Below are 26,851 nucleotides of genomic sequence, written 5' to 3' on the forward strand. Positions count from 1 at the left end.
ACTCGCACCAGGCTACTTGAAGGAGTGAACGTCTTGAGCCTTGTTCATCGTGCACGATCAAAGTCCCCGTGGGTAATGCATTTTGACACTGCGGGTTGCAACGGTTGTAGTATTGAGGTGTTTGCTTGTTTTACTCCTTTGTATGATTTGGAGCGGTTCGGTATTGTAAACGTCGGAAACCCGAAGCACGCTGACGTGCTTTTGGTTACGGGCACTGTCAACCACAAGGCCAAGAGGGTGTTGAAGACTGTCTACGACCAAATGAATCATCCCAAGGTCATAGTGGCGGTAGGTATCTGTGCTACCTCCGGCAATGTCTTTCACCAGAGCTACAATTGTTTGGGAGGAGTGGACAAGGTGGTGCCTGTGGACGTGTATGTTCCCGGGTGCGCGGCCAGGCCAGAGGTCATTATTGACGGCATTTTCCTGGCCTTGAAGAAACTGGAGGAGAAAAGAAGGGACAAGGATGCAAACCATCGAGAAGTTGAACCGACAGGAACTTCTGGACAGGGTGAGGCAGCTGTCCGGTAAGGGAGCTCGCCTGATTTCGATTACCGGGGTGGACACCGGCCAGTGGTTGGAACTTATTTACGTTTTTGAAGACGAGTTGGAGATGGTGGCTTTCAAGACAGAGGTGGAACGGGAAGGCTTTTTCCCGAGCATTGACCATTTTTACCCGGGGGCATGGCTGGCTGAAAACGAGATCCAAGACTTGTTCGGACTGAAGTTTGACGGGTTGGGGGTAGATTTCGGGGCATACATGCTTCTGAGCCACGACAGCCCAAAGCGGCCTTTTATCAAAGAAGTACGAGTAAGAGGGGCTATGAAATCTGATGAAAGCTAGCACCATAATTCCTTTCGGACCCCAGCACCCGGTCCTGATCGAACCCCTACAGCTGGCTCTGAAGGTCGAAGACGAGCGGGTAGTTGAGGTGAGACCGGCCTTGGGTTACACTCACCGGGGACTGGAGAAAGGGGCGGAACTAAACGATGTAGTCAGAAACATTTTTATGGCGGAAAGGGTTTGCGGCATCTGCTCCTTTATCCACAGTTGGTGCTACTGTGCCTGTATAGAGGAGCTGTTGAACGTCGAGTCGCCGCCCCGGGCAGAATTCATCCGCCTCGTTTCCGCCGAGCTTACCCGCATACACAGTCATCTATTGTATCTCGGGCTTTTGGCCGACGGCCTGGGGTTTGAGAGCTTGTTCATGCAGTTTTGGCGGGTGCGAGAAAGGGTTTTAGATCTGATGGAGGCAATCAGTGGCGGGCGCGTGATTATGGGCAACTGCACCATCGGCGGGGTGAGGAAAGACATAGATGCGGACATGGTTCGGGCTATATTCAAAGAAGTGAACGAGGTAGAAAGGGATCTCGTACCGCTAACCCGGGCCATGCTGAACGATTACACGGTCAAAAAACGAACAGTCAGTAAGGGAATCCTCAGCAAGGAAGATGCGGTCAAGTTCGGGGCCGTGGGCCCCGTGGCCAGGGCCAGCGGGGTAAGAACCGATGTAAGGCTTCTGGGTGAAGGTCCATACAAGTATGTGGATTTTGAAGTGGTGTTAGATAAGGATGGAGACGCTTACGCCCGCACCTCTGTTCACGTGCGCGAGGTGTTTGTCTCCCTGGACTTGATCCGGCAAGCACTCTTCAAATTGCCGGCCGGGGGAATAAAGACTGAATGGAAGGGAAGGGTTCAGGGCGAAGTTATAAAACGTATGGAGCAGCCGCGAGGAGAGATGATGTACTATATTCGGGGGAGTGGCAATCGTAACCTGGATAGATTCAAGGTGAGGACTCCCACCTTCGCGAATATTCCACCCCTTTTAGAAATGTTGCCTGGTTGCGAATTGGCGGATGTTCCGGTGATAGTCATTTCCATTGATCCCTGCATTGCCTGTACCGAGCGATAGACTAAGGAGTTGATGAGAGTGCCGGGGATGTTGATTCAGGTATTCAAAAACCTTTTTTCCCGGCCGGCAACTAGGGGCTACCCTTACCAGCCAAGGGAACCGTTCCGGGCAGCCCGGGGAACTTTGATGCTCGATATCGACAAGTGCATAGTTTGCGGGGCTTGCGAAAAGGCGTGCCCCGCCGGGGCGATTGAGGTGAAACCCAAGGAACACCTGTACAAATACGACCCGTACAGTTGTATCGTTTGCGGGAACTGTGTAGAGGCTTGTCCTACCGGCTGTTTCGAGATAACCTCAGAGTGGCGCAAGCCGGTGACCGAGATGCGAACGATGGTCTGGGAGGTTACCCGGACTAAGAAACGGGCGGAGAGAATGGCCTAAGCTTGGTTGAAACGCATCTCTGTATGACGGTTTAATTTTAGAAGGTCAAGGCTGATCGCTAGAGGAGAAGTAGAATAGCGATAGATATCCTACCCCGTTTAGTAACCATAGCAGACTTGGCACACTTTTTGACATCAATTTGCAGTGAACCGTATAATGAAAACAAGAAGGGTAGGTAAGGGCGCCATGGTGGACACCAGCAGGTTACCTGGAATAGACAAAAAGCACCGAGTAAGTATGAAGGACCTGTTGTCAACCATCGATGGACAGGTTGGTGTTTATTTGACGGACGGAGCAGCCTTCACCTTGGGAGTCAGCCGTGCCTATGAAGAGTTGACTCAGATAGCAGAAGAAGAAGTTATTAACCGACATATGCGCGAACTCGAAGAGGCAAAGTTCATCGACAAATCGGTGACTCTGCTGGTCTTGAAGAATAAAGCCCCTTTAACTATACAGCAGAAAATACTGCGTAGTAAGAAAAAGGTAATCGTTACTGGCAACCCGGTGTTCAACCAGGAAGGCGAAATACTCTTGGTTGCAACCACGGTATGTCCAACAAACGAAAAAAATGAGTTCTTAGCCACTCTTGAAAGCACCCCCCACGTTCTCTCAGCTATAGAGAACATGGTGGCTACAAGCAAGGCCATGCAGAGAGTGCTTTTAAGGGCTATCCGGGCTGCAGCCACCGACTCCACAGTTCTGCTAATAGGGGAATCGGGCGTAGGCAAGGAGGTTGTGGCCAGGGTTATTCACCAGAGTAGTCAACGCAGAAGCAAAGCCTTTGTGAAAGTAAACGTGGCTTCGCTTCCTGATGAACTGATTGAATCTGAACTCTTTGGCTATCAGCCCGGGGCTTTTACAGGAGCGACCAAATCCGGCAAGGTGGGCTTAGCAAAGGCTGCTGACGGAGGAACCCTGTTTCTGGATGAGATTAGCGAAATACCGCTGAGTAGCCAAGCAAAACTCCTACGCCTGCTTCAGGAAAAAGAGTTCATTCCCATAGGAGGCGTAACTTCTACCAGAGTAGATGTCAGGTTTATCGCTGCTACTAATAAGAACCTGGAGGAAATGGTCGAAAAGGGAGAGTTCAGACAGGATCTTTACTACAGGCTTAACGTCATCCCGATCCATATCCCCCCTTTGCGAGAGCGTAAAGAAGATATTCATCCTCTGGCCGAGATGTTTCTTGACAAATTCCGGAGACGCTTCTCAATCGACAAAAAGCTATGTCCTTCTGGCCTGCAAGCGCTCTTGGATCACAATTGGCCAGGAAACGTCCGGGAACTAGAAAACCTGCTGGAGAGACTGGTCGTTCTCTATCCTCAGTCCAAGATTACTAGAGAGTTGGTAGAGAACGAATTGGGGACGCGTTGTGTCAAAACGAGAAATGGATCCTTCCAGGTAAGCAGCACAGTGATCAAAGAGAAAAAGGATCTTTCGCATGCGGTGGACTCGTTTGAGAAACAGCTCATCGAGCAGACTCTTCGCCAATGTAATTTCGATCTCCGCAAGACCGCTAAAGCTCTTGGTATTCACCGCACGACCTTGTTAAGGAAGATGAGGAAGTACGGAATCAATTGACATCCTTCCTAAGTCAAGTTTGCTCGAAGCAGAATGCCGGCCTTTCGCGAGCCAGTACCTGGGGCCTTCTGAGTATCCCACAAGTTTAAAGCGCCAGCTAAGACCTTCAAGTGTGCAGCTCTGCACAGGTCAGAGTCGCAAACGTGCACACGCTAGACTTTTCTTGTGTCTTTCCATGCCTAGAATAATGACTTTCCCAACTGCCTTTCCGTTATGATTTCCACGCTAACTTCTTTTTATTAGAAGAAAACGCGTTCTTATGGGCATTTGGCGCTTGGCATGCCTTTTGCACCTACTATTAGTGAGCATGCGGAATCCCGGAGTTTGGAGAAAAAGACGAGACAAGGGGGTGAACATCAAGCACTGAGAAAAGGCGTTCTCAAAGGCTGTCAAAGAAAACAGCGTTTCTGAGATGGAGGTGATTAAATATGATGACAGCCGCCGAATACATTCAGAGTTTGAGGGATCTAGGACCGCGCAACATTTACGTTCTGGGGGAGAAGATCCAAAACCCGGTAGACCATCCGTTAATACGACCGTCTATCAACTGCTGTGCCATGACTTACAAGCTGGCAGAGCTCCCGGAGTATCAGGAATTGATGACAGCCAAATCGGCTCTGACAGGTCGTACTATCAATCGTTTCTGCCATTTGCATCAGGATACTGAGGACCTTATTAAGAAAGTTAAGATGCTGCGTCTGGTGGGCAACATGACGGGGTCTTGCTTCCAACGCTGCGTGGGCATGGATGCCCTCAACGCCGTATGGAGCACCACCTATGAAATGGATGCCAAGCTCGGCACCAATTATCACGAACGCTTCCGCAACTATGTCCTGGAGTGGGAAGAAAAGGACTGGACGGTCGACGGGTGTATGACAGACCCGAAGGGAAACCGCTCGGTCGGTCCTTCCGAACAGGCCGATCCCGACCTTTTCGTCCGCGTGGTCGAAAAGAGGCAAGATGGAATTGTGGTTAGAGGCGCTAAGATGCACCAGACGGGCATTCTGAACTCCCACGAAATACTGGTCATGCCAACGCAGACAATGCGACCGGAGGATGCAGATTATGCCGTGGCTTTTGCCGTACCTGCTGATGACCCGAGCCTCATATACATTTACGGTCGCCAGAGTTGCGATACCCGCAAGTTGGAATCCACGAAGGTTGACGTTGGCAACGTCAACTACGGAGGACAGGAAGCCGTAGTAATATTCAACAACACATTCGTACCGTGGAACCGCGTGTTCATGTGTGGTGAAATCGAATTTACTGGCATGCTGGTGGAGCGATTTGCCGGGTACCATCGTCAGTCGTATGGAGGGTGCAAGGTTGGTAACGGTGACGTGCTAATAGGAGCAACCGCGGCCATAGCAGATTACAATGGGGTCGCTAAAGCTTCCCACGTCAAGGACAAGATTGTGGAAATGGTACATCTCAACGAAACGTTATATGCGTGCGGAATAGCCTGCTCTGCAGAAGGACGCAAGACAGCGTCCGGCAATTACCTTATCGACATGATGCTGGCCAATGTCTGCAAGCAAAACGTTACCCGGTTCCCCTACGAAATTGCCAGGCTGGCCCAGGATATCGCGGGCGGTTTAGTGGTAACCATGCCATCTGACGCCGACTTCAATTCACCCGAGGTTGGAGAGTGGTGCAGGAAGCTTATGGTTGGCGATCCCAAGTATCCTACAGAACACAGGCAGCGTATGCTGCGCCTGATTGAAACTATGACGTTGGGTGCCGTTGCCGTGGGCTACTTGACGGAATCTCTACACGGAGCGGGTTCTCCGCAGGCGCAGAGAATCATGATCAGCAGGCTTGCCAACCTTGAGCAAAAGAAAGCCTTGGCGCGAAGGTTGTGCGGCATCGACCCCGACGGTCTGTTCTGAAGAGATGGGAGTATGAGCATGAAAGAAACTTTAGTGAAGCTCCTGGCTGAAAAGGTCACTCCGTACCTGCAAATGCACGCGGGTGATGTCGAGTTCGTCGACGTGGTGGATAATTGCGTGTCCATAAGGTTGAAAGGAGCTTGTCAAGACTGCAGCGCTGCCCAAATAACCGTCGAAACGGTGATAAAAGAGGCGATCGTTTCGAGATTTCCCGAAATAGAAAAGGTAATGATTGAGCCGTCAGATGATTCCCTAGAACTCATAAAAATCGCACGTGATATATTGTCGGGTGGTACCGGTGGGATCATCAACAACCATAAAGATTAGGTACTGCGGCGGATGTAACCAAGCGTATGATCGCGTGAAGTTGGTCTCCGATATCGTTAAGTCCCTTCACGAACAAAACGGAAAAGATTTTAGGGTCGTCTTCGGAAGAGACGACCCGGCCGACATCGAACTGGTAATCTGTGGATGTAGTGCCTGTTGCAGTGATACAGACGAACAGAAGGACGAGCCAACACCCCGAGGGAGATTCGTCGTGGGCCCGAACCTTCTGAACTACTACGAAATACCACAAAACGACCTCTTGCCGCGACTGTTGTCGCAGATTACTGGTGAGGAGGAATGATTGGTGAGTTGGAAAGAATATTACGAAAAGCGCATAGTGACCCCAGAAGAGGCGGCTAAGCTCATAAAATCCAACGACCGGGTGGTGCTGGGCCATGCCTGCGGGGAGCCCAAACTGGTGGTAGACGCCATGGTCGAAAGAGCGGGCGAACTGGAAAACGTCGAAGTGGTACACATGGTGGCCATGGGCAAGGCACGTTATTGCCAGCCAGAATATGTAAAATCCTTTCGACACAACGCCCTCTTCGTAGGCGCAGCTACCCGGAACGCACTCAAAGAAGGGCGCGGTGACTATACCCCTTGTTTTTTCCATGAAATCCCTGGCCTGTTTCGCAACAACGTGCTGCCGGTAGACGTAGCCTTGGTTACCGTGTCGCCTCCCGATCGTCACGGCTTTGTCAGTTTGGGTATCTCCGTGGATTACACCCGTCAAGCCGTCCTCAGTGCCAAAACCGTAATCGCAGAAGTCAATCCTAATATGCCGCGCACTGGGGGTAACTCTTTTTTGGAAGTGACGGACATAGACTATTTCGTCCTGAGCGAGGAGCCGCTTTACCAGCTTTCCCCGCCGGAGATAACTGATGTCGAAAGGGCTATAGGGGAGAACGTAGCGTCCTTGATAAAAGACGGAGACTGTCTGCAGTTGGGAATCGGCGCCATACCCGATGCCGTTTTGAGCTTCCTGGGCGACAAGAACGACATCGGCATTCACTCCGAAATGGTGTCTGACGGGGTAATGAACCTGGTCAAGAAAGGGGTTATTAACTGTCGCCGAAAAACCCTGCACCCCAACAAAATAGTAATTACGTTTGCCATGGGTACTGCGGAATTCTACCGGTGGCTGGACTACAATCCATTGATCGAGTGTTACACCGTAGATTATACAAATGACCCGTTTGTTATAGCCAGAAATGATAACATGGTGTCTATCAACTCGGCTCTCGCAGTCGATCTACTCGGACAAGTTGCGGCAGACACGTTGGGGCCTTACCAGTTCAGTGGCGTCGGAGGGCAAGTTGACTTTGTTCGAGGTGCTGCCCGCTCTTCCGGAGGGAGAAGCATCATAGCAATGCCTGCTACGGCTGCGCAGGGCAAGGCATCGAGAATAGTGCCTTCCTTAGCACCAGGGCAAGCGGTGACCACCTCAAGAAATGATGTGGATTACGTCGTAACCGAGTTCGGTGTAGCCAAGTTGAAAGGCAAAACCGTTAGGGACAGAGCCCGTTCTCTTATAGAAATAGCGCATCCTGCATTCAGAGACGAATTGAGGGAAAAGTTTTCACAATTAATGGGCTATTCGATTTAGCTTACAGGAACAACTGGAGTTTAAACGACTTGATTAGCTTCGCAGGTCCAAGTTGATTCCAGGGTTTTTGGTTCTTTTGCCATGTGTAAGTCAGAAGGAGGTGAGAATTAGTTGAGTAAGCCGTTCATTCAAAGCAAAAGGAGGTGAAGGAATGCCCTTAGCTTTGTCGGTTGGAGTTCTTGCTGGCCTATTAACGTACTTTGCTGTCGCAACAAGTTCTGCGCTTCATATCGTTGTTTGGGTGTCGTTTATTGCCTGGGCCGTATTTTTCGTTGCAGGTGCAGACAAAAACGGTGTGCTGAAATCGCTGGTTCCCCTTTGTGGTGGCACTGTGTGGGGATGCATCTGCATCCTTGCGATGCAGGGGCTAGCTCGTGGGTTTAGTTTACCGGCACTGTCTGTCTTAGTGGGACTAGCTGCCCTAGTGATTGTCTTGATGATGAAGCTCCCTCTATTCGAACTAGCACCTGCACAGTTCTTAGGTTTTGCAGCTTATTTCGGTAGCTATTTCGGTAACGCGGTCGGCCCGAACCAGTCGCCGGTGTTCGTTGCGCTTTGCGTCGCCGTCTCGTTGGCTGTCGGCGTTCTTGTTGGTCTCGTTTCTGTTCAAATACCGAATCTGTTCAGCGGTAAAGAGGTTTCTAGCCAATGAGATTATTAGGGACTTGTTTTGATAATTTGACGAGGAGGAGTGATTGAAGTGAAGCTTTACTTTTTTGAGTGCGGTATCTTGAAGAGCCAAAAACAGTACTTTACAGCAGGGCGCGGTCTGCTCGAGCCTTTCGACGTCCCCGTTCCGTTCTTTTTAATCGAACACCCTCAAGGCTATGTTCTATACGACACTGGCAATGCCTTGGAGGTAGCTATTGACAAGGTAAAACACTGGGGCGACGTAATTGCTGCGTATGATCCGGTTATGACAGAGGATCAATGGGTCGTAAACCAGATCAAAAGAGTCGGCGTCAAGCCGGAAGACATAAAATACGTGGTACTTTCTCATTTACACCTCGATCACGCGGGTGGTGTTGGTCACTTCCCCAACGCCAAGTACGTTGTCCAAAGAGATGAGTTGTACTACGCTTATGTGCCAGATTTCTTTATGAAAGGCGCATACATCCGGGCCGATTTTGATAAGAACGTTGACTGGTTTATCCTGGAGGGGTGGCGGGACAACAAATTCGATCTCTTCGGAGATGGGAAAATCATTATCTATTTCACGCCAGGACATACTCCCGGCCATCAATCGCTACTGGTCAACCTTGAAAAATCTGGTCCAATGATGCTGACCGGAGATGCCTGTTATACTACGGAAAACATCGACGAGGATGTCCTTCCGGGTCTCGGCTGGAGTCCTAGCCTCTGCATCCAAACGATACAGACTTTCAGGTTCCTGAGGGATCAAAGAGGCGTCCAAATAGTAACTGGTCATGATCCCGTAGCCTGGCAACAGTATAAGAAAGCACCAGCATACTACGATTAGGTCATTTTACTCTATCTCCGTTAATAAGAATACTTAGATGTGCAACGGCGACTTGCAAAATAAGTTGTAATCACAAATCTAAGGAAGAGAGAATATTCTCTGTTCACCCCCGGTTTACATTCCATTTAAGAAGACCAGCATTGCGCCCTCGGCGTCGCTGGTCTTCTGTCTGTGCTATTCTACTTCCTTCCGAAGAGAACAACCTCGTTAGTATCGTTTAATCGTCCTGCTCAAATGCCAAACCTTCCGATTACTGGTGAAAACTAAACCACGGGAATCTGTGGCTCCGTTTTCGTAGTAGCAGGAATTGGCCAAGACGCGCGGAATATATTATTCGATATGCTATTTTCTGAAACGGGGGTGCATAGTGAAAGGTTTCAAACGGGAAGGCTTGAGTAACATTTGAGGAGGGAGAGAATTGAAGAAACAGAAATTGTTGGCATTATTCATGGCCATAGCCATGCTGGCACTGGTTGTTGCGGGTTGTGGAGGATCTAAGACCGAGTCTACCGGTACACCAGCTTCCAAGAGCGAAGAGGTGGTCAAGTTAGGTTTTTTAGGGGCCTTAACGGGATCGGTGGCTAACTATGGTATCCCCGGCAAAAAAGGAATGGAGATGGCCATCGACGAACTTAATGCTAAAGGCGGCATCCTCGGCAAGAAGGTTGTAGGCATCTATGAAGACAACAAAGGGGAGAGCAGCGAGGTTGCTAACATCACTCAGAAGTACATCTCCCGGGATAAGGTTAACGCCATTATCGGCGATCCTTGTACCGGCTTGACCAAGGTTGCGGCCGAGATATGCCAGAAGAACAACGTAGTTCTTTTCTCGGCAGGCGCTACCGGCACCGGAGTCGTCGAATACGGGGACTGCATTTTCCGGAACACCCTGCTCGACAAGTTTGCGGTACCTTCGGTTGTCGACTGGATGATTAACACCAAGGGATGGAAAAATATAGCTATAATCACGTCGCTCAACAACGGTTACAGCACGGCTTTGACCCCAGTATTCAAGGAAGCGATAGCAGCCAAGGGCGGCAAGGTTATCATAGAAGAAACCATCAATGACGGTGATACCGACTTTTCGGCTCAGGTTACGAAGATTAAACAGGCCAAACCTGATGTTCTCGTCTTTACGGGTTATTACACGGAGGCTGCTTTAATTCAGAGGGAGGCGAAGAAGCAGGGGCTTGATATTACTTTGATCGGCGGTGACGGGTTGTACGGCAAAGACCTGATTAAGCTGGGCGGAGATGCAGTAGAACAGAAGGTTATTTACTACTGCGGCTTCAGCTCAGACCAGCCGAGTCCAGAGACTGCGAAGTTTTTGAAGGACTATGAGGCCAGGTACAAGGAAAAGCCGGACATGTTCTCGGCTCAATACTACGACGCTGTTATGATTATCGCCAAAGCTATGACCGAAGCCAAAAGTACCGACCCGGCGGTCTTCAAGAAACAGCTGGCCCAGACCAAGGACTACCCGGGGGTTTCGGGCAATACAACTTTTGGTCCTGACCGTGAGCCTATCAAGAGCCCGATATGTCTTATTACGGTGAAGAACGGCGAGTTTGTTTTGCTGGATAAGATACCGGTAAAAGTTGACTAAATGCTTTGGGCTCGGGATGAATCCAGTTATAATAGTGCCGGTTCGGCTTACTCAAACATGGTTTAACACTGGCTGGGGCCAGTGTTAAACTGTGTTTGTGAGAGTACAGGCGGGCATGGCCGGGTTCTTTGCCCTTGGACAGGAGTGATTAAGGTGTTCTGGCAACAGTTGGTTAACGGGCTTACTCTGGGCAGCACATATGCTTTGATTGCTCTGGGTTACACAATGGTGTACGGCATTATTCAGCTCATCAACTTTGCCCACGGTGAAATATACATGTTCGGTGCTTTCGCCGGGCTTTTCCTGGTCACGGTCTTGCAGGTGAACGTGTTTGTTGCCATGACAGGGGCAATGATTTTCTGTATGGTACTGGGAGTTCTGGTCGAACGGATAGCTTACCGGCCCCTGCGCGGGAGGTCTAGCCGGCTGTCGGCTCTGATCAGTGCCATTGGGGTCTCTATATTCCTTTCGACTCTGATGGTGTTAATGCACGGCCCGGAAACGGAAAGGTACCCGGATACGGTGAAGATCGCAAGTTTCCACGTGGGAACGATACAGGTTTCTTCTTTGCAGGTCATCATCCTGGTCGTAACCGCTGTTCTTATGATCTGGCTTCAGCTTTTTATTCACAGGACCAGGCTGGGTAAAGCCATGCGGGCCTGCTCCCAAGACCTGGATGCGGCGGCGTTGATGGGAGTTGACGTAAATCGGGTCATTTCTTTTACTTTTGCGCTGGGCTCGGCTTTGGCGGCGGCGGGAGGAGTCATGGTGGGCCTATACTATAATGCGGTATGGCCTTATATGGGTTTGATGGCAGGTCTCAAAGCTTTTGCCGCCGCGGTATTGGGAGGCATAGGTTCTATCCCGGGAGCGATGCTGGGCGGCATATCTCTGGGGATAATGGAGATATTCGGGGTAGCCTATCTTTCGTCTTCTTACCGGGATGCCATAGCTTTTGGTATATTGATACTGGTGTTGATTGTACGTCCCCAGGGGATCCTGGGTAAACCGATTGCAAAGAAGGTATAGGTGAACGAAGTGGAAGCTTTCATAGTGGAGCACATCGATGCATACTACCTGCGTATATTGATACTTTTTGGCATCAATATCATTCTGGCTCTCGGGCTGAATCTTATCACCGGCGTAACCGGACAACTATCGATGGGACATGCCGGTTTCATGAGCATAGGAGCCTACACCTCTGCTATCCTGTCGCTTCACACCGGAGCTCCGTTTTGGTCGTGTCTCGTAGCTGGGGCAGTAGTGGCTGGGATGTTCGGGGTGCTCATCGGAGTTCCTACCTTGAGGCTGGAAGGAGACTATCTGGCAATGGTAACCATCGGGTTTGCCGAGATAGTCAGAGTCGTGTTCCTGAACCTGGATGTCGCTGGTAAGGCTATAGGGTTGTCCGGTATTCCTTCTCATACCGGTTTCGTGAACGTGTGGGCAGTAGCGTTGGCGGTGATCATCGCTAATTGGCAGTTACTCAAGTCTCGCGTGGGGATTGCGTTGTACGCCATTCGTGAGGACGAAATTGCAGCCGAGGCCTCGGGGGTTAATACCACCCTCTACAAGATAGGGGCGTTTGCGGTTGGTTCTTTCTTGGCGGGGATAGCCGGGTGTTTCTATGCTCATTTCATAACCTACATCAACCCGCAGGATTTTGGTTTTATGAAGTCGATTGAGATACTGAACATGGTGGTTTTAGGAGGAATGGGGAGTATCCCGGGTACTATTCTCGGAGCATTTGTACTCACCCTGGCTCCAGAAATGTTGAGGGTAGTTCAGGAGTATCGCCTCCTGTTTTACGGGGCACTGTTGGTTATCATGATGATTTTCCGTCCCAACGGGCTTCTGGGTGATGTCAGATGGCATGAAATCCGGAAACGGTGGGCGAGAAAAGAGGTGAAACCCCATGGGGTTACTGAAAATTGACAATGTATCCCACGAATTTGGCGGTTTGCGAGCTTTAGACCGGGTAAGTCTTGCAATAGAAAAAGGCGAGATTTTCGGTCTCATTGGTCCAAATGGGGCAGGCAAAACCACACTTTTCAACCTGATCTCCGGTATCTACAAACCTACGGAAGGCCAGGTGTTTTTTAAAGGAAGACCTATTCACAACCTTGCGCCCCATAAGATTAGTAGGCTCGGTGTGGGCAGGACTTTTCAGAATATACGTTTGTTTAAGAAATTGTCAGTCGTGGATAACGTAAAGGTTGGCATGCATGGGGTTATCATTCCTGAAGCTGCTGACAGTAAAGCTCTGGGTTGGGGCAATAAGAGAAAGATTGAACAGCGGGCGGATGAACTATTGAACCTGGTTGGCCTCTATGAAAAAAGAATGGAGTACGCGGAGAGCCTGGCTTATGGGGAACAGCGTCGCCTGGAAATCGCAAGGGCTTTGGCCCGCAATCCTTGTCTGCTCCTACTGGATGAACCGGCTGCCGGGATGAACAATCGGGAAAAGGAAGAGCTGATGCAGTTGGTGGGCGATATCAGGGATATGGGTATTACCATTCTGTTGGTCGAGCATGACATGAACGTGGTCATGAACGTTTGTGACCGTATTGCAGTCCTGGATTACGGAAAAAAGATTGCTGAAGGGGACCCGGTTTCGATCCGCAACGATGCCAGGGTTATTCAGTCCTACTTGGGGGTTGGAGCATGAGCCTCTCGCTAATATATTCGGTGTTGTTTTTAGGTATTCTATCGGTTTCTACGGCTTCCATCATGATCCGCTACTGCACTGCTCCTTCCCTAGTAATAGCTTTTTACCGAGTGTTGTTGACAGCCGGTTTGGCCGGGTTGATAGGGCTCAAAGACAGGCGGAACGGTTTTCTGTCGATTTCTAGAAACGATATAGCCTATTGCCTAGGAGCCGGTTTTTTTTTGGCCCTGCATTTCGGATTCTGGATCACTTCGCTGGATTACACTTCTGTCTCGAGCTCAGTCCTCTTTACTAACCTTCAGGTAATATTCGTTCTGGCTTTTTCGTTCCTCTTTCTTAGAGAGAGAGTCGGCTTCAAAGCTATCCTCGGTATAATCGTGGCCTTGATGGGAAGTGTTCTTATCGCTGGGGGAGACTGGCATGGTGGCCGGCTTTTCGGCGACCTTTTGGCCCTCATCAGTGCGGTTTTTGTTGCCGGATACTTTATCATTGGCCGTCGGGTAAGGGCCAGGGTCGACGTTTGGACTTATTCTTTGATCGTTAACGGAACGGCCGCCTTGGTGCTATTGGCTGCTGTTTCGATTGCAGGTTTTCCACTCTACCCTTACCCTAAAAGCGACTACCTGCTGTTTTTCGGGCTGGCCCTGGTTCCCGGGATTGCTGGCCACACTGTTTTGAATTGGGCTCTAAAGTTCGTCAAGGCTCCTATCGTTGCCGTTTCGGTCTTAGGCGAGAGTGTTATGGCCAGTATTTTAGCCTTTATTTTCTTCCACGAGGCTCTGCGGGCATACCAGTTGCTAGGTGGGTTCTTGATATTGGCCGGGATTTATACCGCTTACCTCAACCAATCCCAAGATTTTAATAGCACAGACCTTCAGTGCGCACCTGTGCCATCACCAAAGAACGAACACGTTTAGATTATTTCCAGAGAGTTACGAGCCGGGTTCCGGGGTAGTAGTAGGTGACGATATCGGCGGCGGACTTTCCTTTTTTAGCCATGGCGTAGGCACCCCATTGCTCCATGCCCGCTCCGTGTCCCCATCCCTTACCGGTGAAGACTACGTAGTCTCCTTGTGGACGGATGCTCGTTATCATGGTGGATTTGAGCCGGTCAGGGCCGAGCTGAGTCCGCAGGTCGACAGCAGGGATACTAGCTTTTCCAGCAGTTATAACCAAGGCTCTCCCCGAGGGACCGCGCTTACTGATTTTTATATCATCAAGGGATCCGGATTCGGGTCCGAGGATGTTTTTTAGCTCCCATCTCGGTATTTTGACCGTCCATTTCCTTTCTTTAGCAGGTGCGTATTTCATTCCAGGGGAGGCCAGCGGCTTGATGTATGCTGAGGCTGCTTCGGCCAGTTTGGGGAAAGCTTCCTCTATGCTCGCCGTCTTTCCTCCAGAACACGAGTGGAATTCAGCATAAATGAACCTGCCGTTATAGGTTAGTACTTGACCGCGGGTAGCGGATACCGCCTTCCTAATCTTATCCGTAACCTGGCTTTCATCATAGGCTTGGAAATGGGTATGGAGATCACAGGCATTAGTCTTGTGCTCGGGGGTTCCTCCTTGGTAATTGATAAGGGCTAGAGTCAGGGTTCTGGCTACGATAGCCTGGGCTTTAAGTGCTTCTAGAGGAGGGTTGGTACCAACTTCGGCAGCTACGACTCCCTCTAGGTATTTTTCTAGGGGCAGCCACTGAACAGTTCCTCCCAGCTTGTGCCGGTACAAAGAGATGGTCGGTTCTTGTTTGTACTTGGCTACTTCGGGGGCTAAGGGGACTACTCGTTCCGGTGTTGGTTTCTTTGTCGGTCCTCGAGACACTTGGGCGATGGCGACAACAACGATGACGGCGATCAGGACCAAGAGGCCGACGGGGATATACTTGCGCACCTGGCTGTTCATACACGGTATTCCTCCTACTTTTTTGTTTAGCATGTCCCGGTAGAGGTTTATTGTTTCTTCGAAAGTTTTGGTATCATAGGAAGAAAAGTGAACAGGTGATAAAAGTGCATGTGGTTTTGGTAGAACCAGAAATCCCGCAGAATACTGGCAACGTAGCTCGGACCTGTGCCCTGACCCAGACTACGCTGCATCTCGTAAAGCCCCTGGGCTTTTCCTTGGAGGACCGATATTTAAAAAGGGCAGGGCTCGATTACTGGGATAAAGTAGAAGTGAAGGTATGGGATAGCTTTGACAATTTGCTCGCTGTTTATCCTGGAAGAAGTTATTTCTTGGCGACAACCAAGAGCAAACAGCGTTATACCGATGTCAGGTATAAAAAGGGAGATTTCATCGTTTTCGGTAAGGAAACCCAAGGACTGCCGGGGGAGCTTTTGGAGCGCTTTTCCCAGAGCCTTATTCGGATTCCGATGGTCGACATAGGAAGATCCCTCAATTTATCGAATGCTGTAGCAGTAGTGCTGTTTGAGGCTTTGCGCCAGCAGGGCTTCCCTGGGCTGCGGTAGCCCCAAAAAAGATACAAAAAGACCCCCGATTTGGGGGCCTTTTCTTTTCCAGTATGGTTGACCGGTGTTGCCGCGGGTAGAAGCCTAGATCATTCTTCGGCTGGTTGAGGAGCTTCCACGGGACAAATTTCAGCGCAGGCTCCGCATTCGGTGCACAGTTCTGGGTCGATCACGTATTTATCGTCACCCTCGCTTATTGCTCCAACGGGACACTCATCTACGCAAACCCCGCAGCTAATGCATTCGTCAGTGATGTAGTAGGCCATTTTTTCCCTCCTTTTCTATGTACCCGGTTTTCAATTAAGCAAATTATATAATACGGTTTTTTCAGTTGTCAATTTTACCATAGCAGGGGCGTCAAGGGGTGTAAATGTAGACATCTTTAACCTGTTTGTGAGAGTCGAGGGCTGGCTTAGTTGGTAATACTTTTCACTGTATTAAAGCGTACCTGTCCCTTATACTATGGCTTAGGTCCCAAAGCGTAAGCGGTTTTCTCAGAATAGATATGGATGGACATATGTTTTAGAGGGGGAGGAGAAATCGTGGTGAGTTTAGAAAAACGAACACCGCGAGTTGCTTACTTTTGCATGGAATTTGGCCTGCATGAAGAGTTGGCCATTTACTCAGGAGGGCTAGGGATTTTGGCAGGAGACCACCTCAAGTCCGCTGCTGACTTAAGGTTTCCCTTAGTGGGCATAGGGCTGTTGTGGCGGCAGGGTTATACCATGCAGCTCATAGGTAGTGACGGAAAACCTTATGATGTTTTCCCGACCTATGCGTATGATTTTCTAAAGGATACAGGTGTGAAGATTAGGCTCGATATTCGCGGGCAGGAAACCTGGTGCAGGGTTTGGATGGTGGACAAGTACGGAAACGCCCCTTTGTACTTGCTTGACCCCAATGTCCCTGAAAACACGGAACGAGAAAAGTGGATTAATTTCAAACTGTATGGGGGCAACGATGAGGCCAGGGTAGCCCAAGAAATGGTATTGGGCATCGGCGGGGTTAGAGCTTTACGCGCTTTAGGGATGGAAATCGACGTTTACCATTTCAACGAAGGACACGCGGTTTTTGCCGGAATCGAGCTTATTCGCGAGAACATGTCTCGAGGCCTGGATTTCGAACAAGCCTGGCGCAAAGCTCGAGAACAGATAGTGTTCACCACCCATACTCCAGTTCCGGCTGGCAATGAATGCCATGAACACTCTCTTCTACAGTATATGGGGGCATACAATGGCCTTGATTATGAGCAAATGAAGCGACTTGGTGGAGACCCGTTCAGTATGACCGTAGCCGGGCTTCGCCTAGCCCGAGTGGCTAACGCTGTTGCCGAACTACACGGCCACACCGCCAGGCGCATGTGGAGTGATGTGGAGGGAGCAGCTCCTATAATTCATATCACCAACGGCGTTCACCGATACACCTGGCAGGATGAGGGTATTCGAAAAGCTTGGGAAAGCGGGGCGGATCTGTGGGCCGAGCACCAGCGGGCTAAACGCGAACTGGTCCGTGAGATCGGAATGCGAACCAGTGTTTGGTTGGACCCAGATAAACTGCTTATCGGTTTTGCTCGAAGAGCGGCTCCTTACAAGCGGAGCGACTTGGTTTTCGGGAAACCCGAGGTTATAGAGCCGCTATTGACCAGCGGAAAGCTCCAGCTGGTGTTTTCCGGCAAAGCTCATCCCCAGGACGAAAAAGGAAAAGAGATTATAAGTAACCTGGTGGCAGCCTGCCGCCGGTATCCAAACAGCGTGGTGTTTCTTGAAAACTACGACATGAAACTGGGGCGCCTTTTAACCAGGGGCTGTGACATGTGGCTCAACAATCCAAGACGGCCGCAAGAGGCGAGTGGGACTTCGGGGATGAAAGCAGCTATGAATGGGGTCTTGAACCTCAGTGTTCTTGACGGGTGGTGGCCGGAAGGGTGCCGGCACGGGGTAAACGGTTGGCAGTTTGCTGACGGTTACGAAGGTCCGGATCAAGACCAACACGACATGGAATGTCTTTACCGGGTCCTGGTAGAAGAAGTCATTCCCACGTACTATAGTTCCCGGGAAAAATGGCAGGAGATGATGAGGTCTAGCATTGAAATGGCTCAATACCAGTTTTCAACCGAAAGAATGGTGAAAGAGTATTACCAACGACTGTACTGCTGAGGTTAACAGGCAAGGGTGTAAAGCTTAAGCTTCAGGTGTGTTTAGGAGCTGGCCGCGTTCGTGGAAAGAACGGCGGCTAGCTTTTTTTATACAACGAAGAAAGTGTAAGCATGACCTCTATGGTGTAGAATGGTGCTTAGAGCAGCGGGGATGATTTATAGCCGACATTGACAGGCGCATTCGAATAAGGGGGGCGGAAGGTGAAAATAGGGCAAAAGGTACGGCTGGTGAGTGAATTTGCGGGCTTACCTGGCGGAACTACCGGACAGGTTGTAGGGTTGGAAGCAGGCGGGAGTTTGGTACGGGTAATGTGGCAAATCCCAGGGCGAGAGGGGAAAAAGCCTCTTTTTCACCTCTTCACAGTAGAGGAATACCAGAGGCTGTTGCAGGAGGTATAGGTTTGTGTCATCGTATGAGACGTTCATAGATGGAGGGATGACATGGCGAAGGTACAAACGATAACAGAGGAAGTCTATATGATAGGAGGCCCCGACATCACCCGTCCGGAAGATTGTTGTGTCTATTTGGTGGAAACGGGTGACGGGATGGTAATTGTAGACGCGGGAGCGGGGGCAAGCGTGGGTAGCATCATCGATAATGTTCGGGAACTCGGATGGCCTTCGAGAAAGGTAAGCAGTCTGATTGCTACTCACGGGCATATAGATCATGTAGGGGGTCTGTACGAACTCAAAGAAAAACTGGGTTTGCAGGTAATCGCACATGAGCTCGAGTTGCCGGCAATAGAGGAAGGTTTATCCCAATTGACTGCCGATTATTTGTACGGGTTGAAGTACCGATCGGTAAAGGTGGATCTGGTGCTGCGAGAAAAAGAGGCTGTGTTAGAAATTGGCGGGCAAAAGTTCCATTGCCTGCATACCCCTGGGCATACACCGGGCAGTATTTCGGTATATGTCGATAAAGGCGGCGAGAGGATATTGTTCGGGCAGGACATTCACGGACCTTTTAGCCGTTCTTGGGGTTCGGACCGCCGCCAATGGCGGGAGTCGATGCTCCGTCTCTTGGAGTTGGAGGCCGACGTGCTTTGCGAAGGACATTTTGGGGTTTATAGGCCTCGAGAGGAAGTCAGAGCTTACATAGAAGGATACCTGAAACGATTTTAACTTGAGGGTACTTTTTGCCTACCAAGTGATAAAATGAGCTTAGAGTAAGACCTTAGAGTAAGACCAGAGAAAGAACGGCCCGGCAGCCGACAGAATCAGGGCGAGGAGGGTTTGAAAGTGCGGGTGATATCTGACCGTGTTCGCTGCCTGGGCAACAGGCATTTCAACATGTTTGTGGTAGGGAAGACGTCGGCAGCAGTGGTAGAGTGCGGGGTAACTGGGTCCGTCATTAGTTTTGAAGAGCAGTGGGAACAGGCTGCACTGAAGCCTGAAATCATCTGCCTAATGGCTATGCACGCTCATTTTGATCACGTCTGCGGAATCCCACGCCTGAAAACCTTGTTCCCTGCGGCTCCGGTGGCTGCCAGTCCAGAAGCAGCCAAGGCCTTGGGAAAGAAGAAAGTTGTCTCAAACTTTTTTGAGCAGGACGCGGCCATGGTAGAAGTGTTGAGGGAAGAAGGTGAGCTAACAGGTCCGGTGGAGGTTCCGGCTGTAGATAAGATCGAAATCGACTGCTTCCTGGACGAAGGGGAGGTATTAGATGTAGGGCAAGGGGTAAAACTTCAAATAATAGCAACTCCTGGACACAGCCCCTGCAGCCTGTCAGCGTATCTGCCGGAAGACCAGATTCTCTTTATCTCAGATGCCGCTGGTTTTCAGATTTCGGATACCGAGCTGTTCCCCATATTCTTCCAGGGATATGAGTTGTACGTAGAGAGCATTCGAAGGTTAATGGGCTTCCCGGCTAAAGTGTTGGCGTTACCTCACGAGAGGATTTGGAGCGGCAGCGCAATTGACGACTTCTGGCAGCGGGCTTTGTTTCAGACCGAGCAGGCTTTTGCGGTGATACGGGAACTGATTGAGGCGGGAACTGCTTGGGAAGAGATGGAGGAGATCCTTCTCGAACGATACTACCGGGGAAATCTCCTTATATACACCCCGGAGAACATAAAAACCTGCGTGAACCTTCTCGTCAGAAGAGTCCAGGAATGTTTGTGATGGCTGACCTCTTGCGGAAGACGCGATTTTTCGTTAGATTTAGATAAAATCGGATCCTTTGTAGTGTTTTCAAAACTTTTTGAGGAGGATAGAAAATCTATGGAACCTGGACGGGAAATTCCAAGTGTTTATGAACCGGCTAAGGTAGAAAGCAAGTGGTACCAGTATTGGACGGAAAAGGGCTACTTCACCCCGAGAGTTGATGCTTCCCGCCCTCGTTTTTCAATGGTGATTCCGCCACCGAATGTTACGGGCTCGCTTCACTTAGGTCATGCCCTCAACAATACTTTGCAAGACATACTGGCGCGATGGCGGCGGATGCAGGGTTATAACACCTTGTGGTTGCCCGGAACCGACCATGCGGGGATTGCTACTCAGGCCAGGGTAGAGGAGAGTTTGGCTCAGGAAGGGCTGAGCAAATACGATTTGGGGCGAGAAAGATTTCTAGAACGGGTGTGGGCATGGAAAAACACTTACGGGGACAAGATCATCAGCCAGTTGAAAATGCTGGGATGTTCGTGTGATTGGTCGCGGGAACGTTTTACCATGGATGAAGGCTGTTCTGAGGCTGTTAAAGAGGTTTTTGTCAGGCTTTATGAAAAAGGTCTGATTTACCGGGGAGACTACATAATCAACTGGTGCCCGAAGTGTCAAACCACTATTTCCGACATTGAGGTGGAGCACGAAGACAGGTCAGGTAACCTCTGGTACATCAGGTACCCCATAGAGGGTTCGGAGGTATCGATCGTAGTAGCCACTACCCGCCCCGAAACCATGCTGGGGGATACGGGAGTGGCTGTCCATCCTGACGACGAGCGTTACCGACATCTTGTCGGCAGATACGCGATCCTTCCTATAATCGGGCGAAGGCTGCCGATAGTGGCCGATGAATATGTCGATCGGAACTTCGGGACAGGAGCGGTCAAAGTTACTCCAGCGCACGATCCCAACGATTTCGAGATGGGTTTGCGGCACAACTTGGAGCGGGTCAGTGTAATCGGGATGGATGCGACGATGACAGAAGCTGCCGGTCCCTACCAGGGGCTGGACCGTTATGAGTGCCGTCAGCGGCTGGTGGCAGACCTGGAGCAAAAAGGATTTTTGGTCAAAGTCGAAGAGCACGAACACGCAGTTGGTCAGTGTTACCGGTGTGAGACCGTGGTTGAACCGCTGGTTTCCAAGCAGTGGTTTGTTAAGATGAAGCCCCTCGCTGAACCGGCTATAAAGGCAGTGGTGGAGGGACGAATCCGGTTTGTGCCTTCCCGGTTTACCAAGGTGTACCTTAACTGGATGGAGAACATCCGGGACTGGTGCATATCCCGCCAGCTTTGGTGGGGGCACCGCATTCCGGTATGGTACTGCCAGGACTGCGGCCAGGAAATATGTGCTAAAGAGGAACCGCAGCGGTGTACCAACTGTGGGCAGAGCAACCTTGTGCAAGACCCAGACGTGCTCGATACCTGGTTCAGTTCGGCCTTATGGCCTTTTTCGACTCTGGGATGGCCTGCTCCTACGTCTGATTTGGAGTACTTTTATCCGACCGATGTCTTAGTAACAGGGCGAGACATAATCTTTTTCTGGGTGGCTCGCATGATATTCTCAGGCTTGGAATTCATGAGAGAGGTGCCTTTTTACGACGTGCTCATTCACGGGCTTATCCTCGATGCCCTGGGGCGCAAAATGAGCAAGTCCTTGGGCAATGGCATTGACCCTATTGATGTGATAGACAAGTACGGAGCAGACACTTTGAGGTTTTCCTTGATAACCGGTTCCACTCCGGGTAATGATATCCGCTTCCATTGGGAGAAGGTAGAGAACACCAGGAATTTCGCCAACAAGATATGGAACGCAGCCAGGTTCGTCGTAATGAATCTGGATGATTTCGAGCATATCACTTTAGAAGAAAAAGATTATACCCTGGCTGACCGGTGGATACTTTCCCGCTTGCAGGAGAAAATCGAGCAGGTGACTGAGCTTCTTCAGTCCTATGACTTGGGCGAGGCTGCACGGGTACTGTACGATTTCGTATGGGACGAGTTTTGCGATTGGTACATAGAGCTGGCCAAGCCCAGACTCTACCAGAACGCTAACCAGAGAGATAAAAAGGTGGTCCAGAACGTTTTGCACCGGGTTTTAGCGGATCAAATGCGGCTTTTGCACCCGTTTATGCCTTTTGTGACCGAGGAGGTTTACCAACACTTACCGAGAACTGCCGAAAGCATCATGGTGGACTCTTGGCCGCAGAAGAACGAAAAACTTGTTTGGCCAGAAGCAGTAGAAGATATGAAGACAGTGATGACCGTTATCCGGGCAATAAGGAACCTGAAAAGCGAGTTTGACATCTCGCTGGGTATGGAGGTCAACGTTTTTGTGTACACTGGAAGCGAGGATAAAGCCAGGGTGCTGCGGCGAGGGTCGAGCTACATTCAGCAACTAGCTCATGCTGAATCGGTAAGGATTGACTCGAAAAGGCCCGACGAGCTGGACCAGATGTTGAGCTCGCCGATGGGAGAGATCGAGGTATATATCCCCATCGAAGGAGTCGTCGACCGCGAGCGCGAGGTTGGCCGCCTTAGAAAGGAGCTGACCAAGGTAGAATCGGACTTAAGCAAGGTAGTGGAGAAGCTGTCAAACCAAGCATTTCTGCAAAAGGCACCGGCCGACGTCGTGACCAAGGAAAGGACCAAGCGGGAAGAGCTCGAAACAAAGAGGGAGGGAATAGTAAGACGATTGGAGATGCTGACCAAGAGATAGAAACTGTTTTAGCCAGAGTGGCCGGGACCGGCATAAGACCAGGGCTGGAACGCATTCGAGGGTTGTTGGAAAGGATGGATAACCCGCAAGAGGGGCTGCCGGTGATTCATGTTGCCGGGACTAACGGGAAGGGATCCACCTCCTGCATAATCGCTTCAGTGCTGAAAGCAGCGGGTTACAAGGTGGGGAGCTTCACGTCTCCCCACATTCATTCCTATCAGGAAAGGATTACTATTAACGGCAAGCCGATTTCGGGGCAGGATTTTTTGACTTGTCTGCGTAAGGTCGAAGCGGCGGTGGGCAAACTGTTGGTAGAGGGTTACGAACGGCCCACCGAGTTCGAGGTGTTGACAGCGGTAGCCTTTGCTTTTTTTGCTGACCAGCAGTTAGATATAGCGGTACTGGAAGCAGGGATGGGGGGGAGGTACGATTCTACTAATATCGTGCATCCCCTGCTGGCGGTCATTACCCGGGTGGAGTTTGATCACACCCAGTATCTGGGTAATACTATAGTCGAGATAGCTTATAACAAGGCAGGTATTATAAAACCCGGCATAGAGGTGGTGATCGGGCCGCTAAGGCCGGAGGCTTTGGAGGTTATAAAAACTGAATGCCGGGAAAAGGACGCTATTTTATATAGGGCAGGGCACCATGTTACTGTGCAGCCGACCGGCATCAGTACTTTGGAAGGACAGACGGTCAAGGTTTCCGCTCCTTATGTGGATCCGGGAGAGGTCTTTTTGAGTCTTGCTGGCGATTATCAGTTGGAAAATCTTAAGACAGCGATGATGGTTTTGAGCCGACTCGTGGCCAGGGGGTGGGACCTGCCTGTAAGTGCGGTGAAGCAGGCTTTAGGAGAATTGACCTGGCCGGGAAGAATGGAAAAGCTGAGCGATGACCCTATGGTGGTGGTAGATGCAGCCCACAACTCCGACGGCGCAAAGGCATTGGCCAGGGCTCTAGATTCGGTTTTGCCGGGCAAGTCTCGTATTTTAGTTTGCGGGGTGCTTGATGATAAAGATGGTGAAGCTATTCTGGGTAGTCTAGTCTCCCGAACCCGAATGTGCGTAGTCACGAGGCCTGAATCGGATAGGGCTCAAAAGTGGCGAGAAAAAACAGCTATAGCTTACAGGTTATTTCCCAGGGTGGTAGAAGCGGAGGATATCGAGCAAGCCCTGTCGACGGCGGTTAACGAGCTACAGAGAGAGGAGTATATACTGGTTACAGGTTCTTTTTACCTTGTAGACAGGGTGCGGAGGTACTTTACGAGAAATTAACACGAACTTAACAATCGTCGCTTTGCGTAATGTTATAATCAACATTATAAGGGGAAATTTTGTATACAATAGTCATAAGGAGGCTGTCGAGTGGCATTTAAAGTAAAGCCCCGCGACGATTTGTTTTTCGGTTGTTTTGAAGCCAGCGCAGAGACTATCTGCCAAGCGGCAAGGATACTTCAGGAATACGTAAATCAAAATGGCGACCCCACAGCGAAGCTAGAGTTACTAAACCGGGCTGAAGAACGGGGTGATAAACTCTTTGGCCGGATAGTAGACCGGCTCAACAACTCGTTCGTTACCCCTTTCGAGCGGGAGGACATTTACAGCTTGGCCAAAGGGCTGAACCGGATAATTGACCATATTCAAGGGACCATGGAGAAGATAGTCATCTACAAGACTGGTAAACCCCAGGATACGAACATTAAAGGTTTGGTAGATGTCTTGGTCGACGCCAGTGACGAGATAAAGGAAGCGGTCATATGTCTCCGTAATTTGAAGGAGAACCAGGGACGAGTTCTTGAGGCTTGTGACCGGATAAGGGAGTACGAGCACGAGGGAGACAGGCTGTATCGTAATGGTATCGCTCTTTTATTTGAGAACGCCGAGAATGCCATCGATATCATAAAGTGGAAAGAAGTATTCGAACACCTGGAGACTACTCTCGATTACTGCGAGGAACTCAGCAATATTCTTAAAGGGGTTACCGTAAAGTATGTTTAGTCTGGCTTTGTTGCTGCTAGTTATCGCGTTAGCTTTACTTTTTGACTACGTTAACGGTTTTCACGACACGGCCAACGCTATCGCTACTTCGGTTTCGACCAAAGCGCTTACCCCTCGCGGTGCCATAATGGTTGCCGCAGGGTTAAACTTTCTAGGAGCTCTAAGCGGTACTGGGGTAGCAAAGACAATCGGTAAAGGTCTGGTGGCTCCTGAGGTGGTGACCGGGCAAGTTCTAGTTGCCGCCTTGTCAGGGGCTATTTTTTGGAATATTTTTACTTGGTATTCCGGGATACCAAGCAGTTCTTCTCATGCTTTAATCGGAGGGGTAGTCGGGGCAGTTGTAGCAGGACTCGGTTTTTCCTCCGTCAACTGGAGCGGGTTCAAAGAAATATTAGCAGCGTTGATTTTGTCACCGGTCGTTGCGTTTACCCTGGGGTCGGTCATTATGACTATTCTCTTCTGGATATTCAAGGATACTTCCCCTGCCAAAATCAACAACAATTTTCGGCGATTGCAGGTGCTGTCGGCGTGTATGGCCGCTTTTTCTCATGGTTCAAACGATGCTCAAAAAACCATGGGAATCATTACTATGGGACTGGTTTCGGCGGGATATCTACGGTCGTTTGACGTACCATTGTGGGTAATCATAGCCTGTGCCATGGCTATGGCCTTGGGAACAGCAGCTGGCGGCTGGAAAATAATAAGGACCATGGGTGGCAAGATTTTTCGAATTGAACCTATTAACGGTTTTGCGGCCGATTTTACCTCGTCTTGTGTGATTTACGGCGCCACTCTCTTGCATGCTCCGGTGAGTACTACCCACGTAGTATCTTCTTCGATAATGGGGGTGGGGGCTGCTAAACGGTTTAAAGGAGTAAGATGGGGAATCGCTCAACAGATCATAACTGCATGGTTGCTGACTATACCTTCCTCGGGAGTCGTATCTTACATGATTTATAAGCTGCTCGGTATTTTCCCTCTGTTTCGCTAATATTGCGGGATTTTGTTATTTTCTGCACATGCCTTATTGAAAAAGATGGCTCAATATTTATAATTAAAAAGGACATCGCAGTTAAGAAGCAGAGAACCTCAAACTGCTTTGTTGTGCTACTAAAGGTTGAAGGAGTGGCAAGATGAAGGCCTACAAAATACCGGAGGCCACTGTGCAGAGGCTTTCCATTTATTCTCGGCATCTGGCTCAACTGATCAGCGAGGGAGTTATTACTGTTTCTTCGGGGGAGATTGCCCGGGGAGTAGGGGTTAGTTCGGCACAAGTGAGAAAGGACCTGGCTTATTTTGGAGAATTCGGGACTAGAGGCGTAGGATATAACGTACAGGAACTTTACAGCCATGTGATGAGAATACTGGGACTCAACCACACGTGGAACGTTATGATAGTTGGCGCGGGCAAATTGGGCTCTGCCTTAGCTGTTTACAAAGGATTTGAGGACCGCGGGTTCAAGGTTCGTTCGGTGCTGGATGTGAGTGAACAGAGGATAGGCCAGCAGTTAGGTGACCTAGTAGTGGAGTCTCTAGCTTTCTTGGAGGATCGGGTTTCTAGGGAGAACATAGATATCGGCATAATCACAGTACCGGCAGCTGCTGCTCAGGAAGTCACGGACAAATTGATCCGGGCCGGGGTCAAGGCGATACTGAATTTCTCCCCGCGGGTGCTGAAGGTACCGGATTCGGTAGTACTCAGAAATGTCGACCTGTCGGTGAATTTGGAGGTTTTGAGCTTTAATCTCTCGTTCGGTTATAATCTAAAATGAAGTCGGGCTGGCGACATAGCCGCAAGGCTTTTTTTTTGTCCCTTGAAGATGTATAGCGCTGTGCTTGCCGTCCGTTGCTTGTGTTGGGCAGGGGCAAATGCTAAACTGATCAAAGTGAATGGAGGCTGAGCGA

At 50.1% G+C, this 26,851-nt stretch carries 28 protein-coding genes; 26 read left to right on the top strand and 2 right to left on the bottom strand.

The genetic code is table 11. From position 1 onward, the window contains the following. Window positions 1-33: 33 nt before the first annotated feature. From SLIP_RS03210 to SLIP_RS03285, 16 genes are all read left to right on the top strand, one after another. Window positions 34-531 carry an NADH-quinone oxidoreductase subunit B family protein gene (locus SLIP_RS03210; RefSeq protein ID WP_013174842.1) on the top strand — a complete coding sequence of 166 codons (498 nt, stop codon included), beginning with the start codon at window positions 34-36 and terminating at the stop codon, window positions 529-531. Beyond that, window positions 467-844 (top strand): NADH-quinone oxidoreductase subunit C, encoded by a 378-nt coding sequence (locus tag SLIP_RS03215; RefSeq protein WP_013174843.1) that lies wholly within the window; start codon window positions 467-469, stop codon window positions 842-844. Before SLIP_RS03210 ends, SLIP_RS03215 begins: the two co-directional genes overlap by 65 nt. Beyond that, entirely contained in the window at window positions 834-1,913 is a 1,080-nt protein-coding gene (locus tag SLIP_RS03220; protein ID WP_013174844.1) for a hydrogenase large subunit, read from the top strand. Before SLIP_RS03215 ends, SLIP_RS03220 begins: the two co-directional genes overlap by 11 nt. Window positions 1,914-1,925: 12 nt before the next feature. Next, complete coding sequence (locus SLIP_RS03225) at window positions 1,926-2,294, top strand: 4Fe-4S binding protein (RefSeq protein WP_148216500.1); 369 nt, start codon at window positions 1,926-1,928, stop codon at window positions 2,292-2,294. Window positions 2,295-2,450: 156 nt separating this feature from the next. Beyond that, window positions 2,451-3,875: a sigma-54 interaction domain-containing protein gene (locus tag SLIP_RS03230; protein ID WP_041432669.1), complete on the top strand. Its 1,425-nt coding sequence runs from the start codon at window positions 2,451-2,453 to the stop codon at window positions 3,873-3,875. Window positions 3,876-4,303: 428 nt separating this feature from the next. Next, a complete protein-coding gene (locus SLIP_RS03235; RefSeq protein ID WP_013174847.1) occupies window positions 4,304-5,764 on the top strand; it encodes a 4-hydroxyphenylacetate 3-hydroxylase family protein in 1,461 nt (486 codons plus the stop codon). A gap of 18 nt (window positions 5,765-5,782) precedes the next feature. Further along, on the top strand, window positions 5,783-6,091 hold the full coding sequence (locus SLIP_RS03240; protein WP_013174848.1) for a NifU family protein: 309 nt from the start codon (window positions 5,783-5,785) through the stop codon (window positions 6,089-6,091). Beyond that, complete coding sequence (locus SLIP_RS03245; RefSeq protein WP_013174849.1) at window positions 6,063-6,392, top strand: hypothetical protein; 330 nt, start codon at window positions 6,063-6,065, stop codon at window positions 6,390-6,392. The genes SLIP_RS03240 and SLIP_RS03245 overlap by 29 nt, the downstream gene beginning before the upstream one ends. 3 nt (window positions 6,393-6,395) lie before the next feature. Next, window positions 6,396-7,697: an acetyl-CoA hydrolase/transferase family protein gene (locus SLIP_RS03250; RefSeq protein ID WP_013174850.1), complete on the top strand. Its 1,302-nt coding sequence runs from the start codon at window positions 6,396-6,398 to the stop codon at window positions 7,695-7,697. Window positions 7,698-7,848: 151 nt separating this feature from the next. Then, window positions 7,849-8,349 carry a DUF1097 domain-containing protein gene (locus tag SLIP_RS03255; RefSeq protein WP_013174851.1) on the top strand — a complete coding sequence of 167 codons (501 nt, stop codon included), beginning with the start codon at window positions 7,849-7,851 and terminating at the stop codon, window positions 8,347-8,349. A 48-nt stretch (window positions 8,350-8,397) separates the two neighbouring features. Further along, window positions 8,398-9,177 (top strand): N-acyl homoserine lactonase family protein, encoded by a 780-nt coding sequence (locus tag SLIP_RS03260; RefSeq protein ID WP_013174852.1) that lies wholly within the window; start codon window positions 8,398-8,400, stop codon window positions 9,175-9,177. A gap of 418 nt (window positions 9,178-9,595) precedes the next feature. Beyond that, the gene (locus SLIP_RS03265) at window positions 9,596-10,783 is read left to right on the top strand and encodes an ABC transporter substrate-binding protein (RefSeq protein WP_013174853.1); all 1,188 of its coding nucleotides are present in this window, start codon (window positions 9,596-9,598) and stop codon (window positions 10,781-10,783) included. A 153-nt stretch (window positions 10,784-10,936) separates the two neighbouring features. Then, window positions 10,937-11,812, top strand: coding sequence for a branched-chain amino acid ABC transporter permease (locus tag SLIP_RS03270; protein WP_013174854.1), 876 nt, complete (start codon window positions 10,937-10,939; stop codon window positions 11,810-11,812). Next, a complete protein-coding gene (locus SLIP_RS03275) occupies window positions 11,813-12,718 on the top strand; it encodes a branched-chain amino acid ABC transporter permease (protein WP_013174855.1) in 906 nt (301 codons plus the stop codon). Further along, on the top strand, window positions 12,699-13,451 hold the full coding sequence (locus SLIP_RS03280; protein WP_013174856.1) for an ABC transporter ATP-binding protein: 753 nt from the start codon (window positions 12,699-12,701) through the stop codon (window positions 13,449-13,451). The genes SLIP_RS03275 and SLIP_RS03280 overlap by 20 nt, the downstream gene beginning before the upstream one ends. After that, entirely contained in the window at window positions 13,448-14,368 is a 921-nt protein-coding gene (locus SLIP_RS03285; protein WP_013174857.1) for a DMT family transporter, read from the top strand. Before SLIP_RS03280 ends, SLIP_RS03285 begins: the two co-directional genes overlap by 4 nt. A 1-nt stretch (window position 14,369) precedes the next feature. Here the strand turns inward: SLIP_RS03285 and SLIP_RS03290 are convergent, their stop codons facing one another. Then, window positions 14,370-15,353 carry a SpoIID/LytB domain-containing protein gene (locus SLIP_RS03290; RefSeq protein WP_013174858.1) on the bottom strand — a complete coding sequence of 328 codons (984 nt, stop codon included), beginning with the start codon at window positions 15,351-15,353 and terminating at the stop codon, window positions 14,370-14,372. A 104-nt stretch (window positions 15,354-15,457) separates the two neighbouring features. Between SLIP_RS03290 and trmL the strand changes: the two genes are divergently transcribed. Next, the gene (trmL, locus tag SLIP_RS03295) at window positions 15,458-15,916 is read left to right on the top strand and encodes a tRNA (uridine(34)/cytosine(34)/5-carboxymethylaminomethyluridine(34)-2'-O)-methyltransferase TrmL (protein ID WP_013174859.1); all 459 of its coding nucleotides are present in this window, start codon (window positions 15,458-15,460) and stop codon (window positions 15,914-15,916) included. Between the two features lie 89 nt (window positions 15,917-16,005). Here the strand turns inward: trmL and SLIP_RS03300 are convergent, their stop codons facing one another. After that, window positions 16,006-16,182, bottom strand: a complete 177-nt coding sequence (locus SLIP_RS03300; protein ID WP_013174860.1) for a 4Fe-4S binding protein — start codon at window positions 16,180-16,182, stop codon at window positions 16,006-16,008. 243 nt (window positions 16,183-16,425) lie between these two features. Here SLIP_RS03300 and glgP point away from each other — a divergent pair, with 243 nt between their 5' ends. The 9 genes from glgP (at window position 16,426) to SLIP_RS03345 (ending at window position 26,718) form a co-directional block, all read left to right on the top strand. Further along, the gene (glgP, locus tag SLIP_RS03305; RefSeq protein WP_049765002.1) at window positions 16,426-18,072 is read left to right on the top strand and encodes an alpha-glucan family phosphorylase; all 1,647 of its coding nucleotides are present in this window, start codon (window positions 16,426-16,428) and stop codon (window positions 18,070-18,072) included. 200 nt (window positions 18,073-18,272) lie between these two features. Then, the gene (locus SLIP_RS03310) at window positions 18,273-18,470 is read left to right on the top strand and encodes a hypothetical protein (RefSeq protein ID WP_013174862.1); all 198 of its coding nucleotides are present in this window, start codon (window positions 18,273-18,275) and stop codon (window positions 18,468-18,470) included. A gap of 42 nt (window positions 18,471-18,512) precedes the next feature. Then, the gene (locus SLIP_RS03315; protein ID WP_013174863.1) at window positions 18,513-19,193 is read left to right on the top strand and encodes an MBL fold metallo-hydrolase; all 681 of its coding nucleotides are present in this window, start codon (window positions 18,513-18,515) and stop codon (window positions 19,191-19,193) included. A 117-nt stretch (window positions 19,194-19,310) separates the two neighbouring features. Next, the gene (locus SLIP_RS03320; protein ID WP_013174864.1) at window positions 19,311-20,192 is read left to right on the top strand and encodes an MBL fold metallo-hydrolase; all 882 of its coding nucleotides are present in this window, start codon (window positions 19,311-19,313) and stop codon (window positions 20,190-20,192) included. Window positions 20,193-20,291: 99 nt separating this feature from the next. Beyond that, window positions 20,292-22,946, top strand: a complete 2,655-nt coding sequence (locus tag SLIP_RS03325; protein WP_013174865.1) for a valine--tRNA ligase — start codon at window positions 20,292-20,294, stop codon at window positions 22,944-22,946. Window positions 22,947-22,963: 17 nt separating this feature from the next. Continuing rightward, window positions 22,964-24,223, top strand: coding sequence for a bifunctional folylpolyglutamate synthase/dihydrofolate synthase (locus SLIP_RS03330; RefSeq protein WP_013174866.1), 1,260 nt, complete (start codon window positions 22,964-22,966; stop codon window positions 24,221-24,223). Between the two features lie 90 nt (window positions 24,224-24,313). Next, window positions 24,314-24,946 carry a DUF47 domain-containing protein gene (locus SLIP_RS03335; protein WP_013174867.1) on the top strand — a complete coding sequence of 211 codons (633 nt, stop codon included), beginning with the start codon at window positions 24,314-24,316 and terminating at the stop codon, window positions 24,944-24,946. Then, window positions 24,939-25,937: an inorganic phosphate transporter gene (locus SLIP_RS03340; protein WP_013174868.1), complete on the top strand. Its 999-nt coding sequence runs from the start codon at window positions 24,939-24,941 to the stop codon at window positions 25,935-25,937. Before SLIP_RS03335 ends, SLIP_RS03340 begins: the two co-directional genes overlap by 8 nt. 142 nt (window positions 25,938-26,079) lie before the next feature. Continuing rightward, window positions 26,080-26,718, top strand: coding sequence for a redox-sensing transcriptional repressor Rex (locus SLIP_RS03345; RefSeq protein ID WP_013174869.1), 639 nt, complete (start codon window positions 26,080-26,082; stop codon window positions 26,716-26,718). Window positions 26,719-26,851 lie beyond the last annotated feature (133 nt).

The organism is Syntrophothermus lipocalidus DSM 12680, assembly GCF_000092405.1.
Classification (GTDB): Bacteria; Bacillota; Syntrophomonadia; order Syntrophomonadales; family Syntrophothermaceae; genus Syntrophothermus; species Syntrophothermus lipocalidus.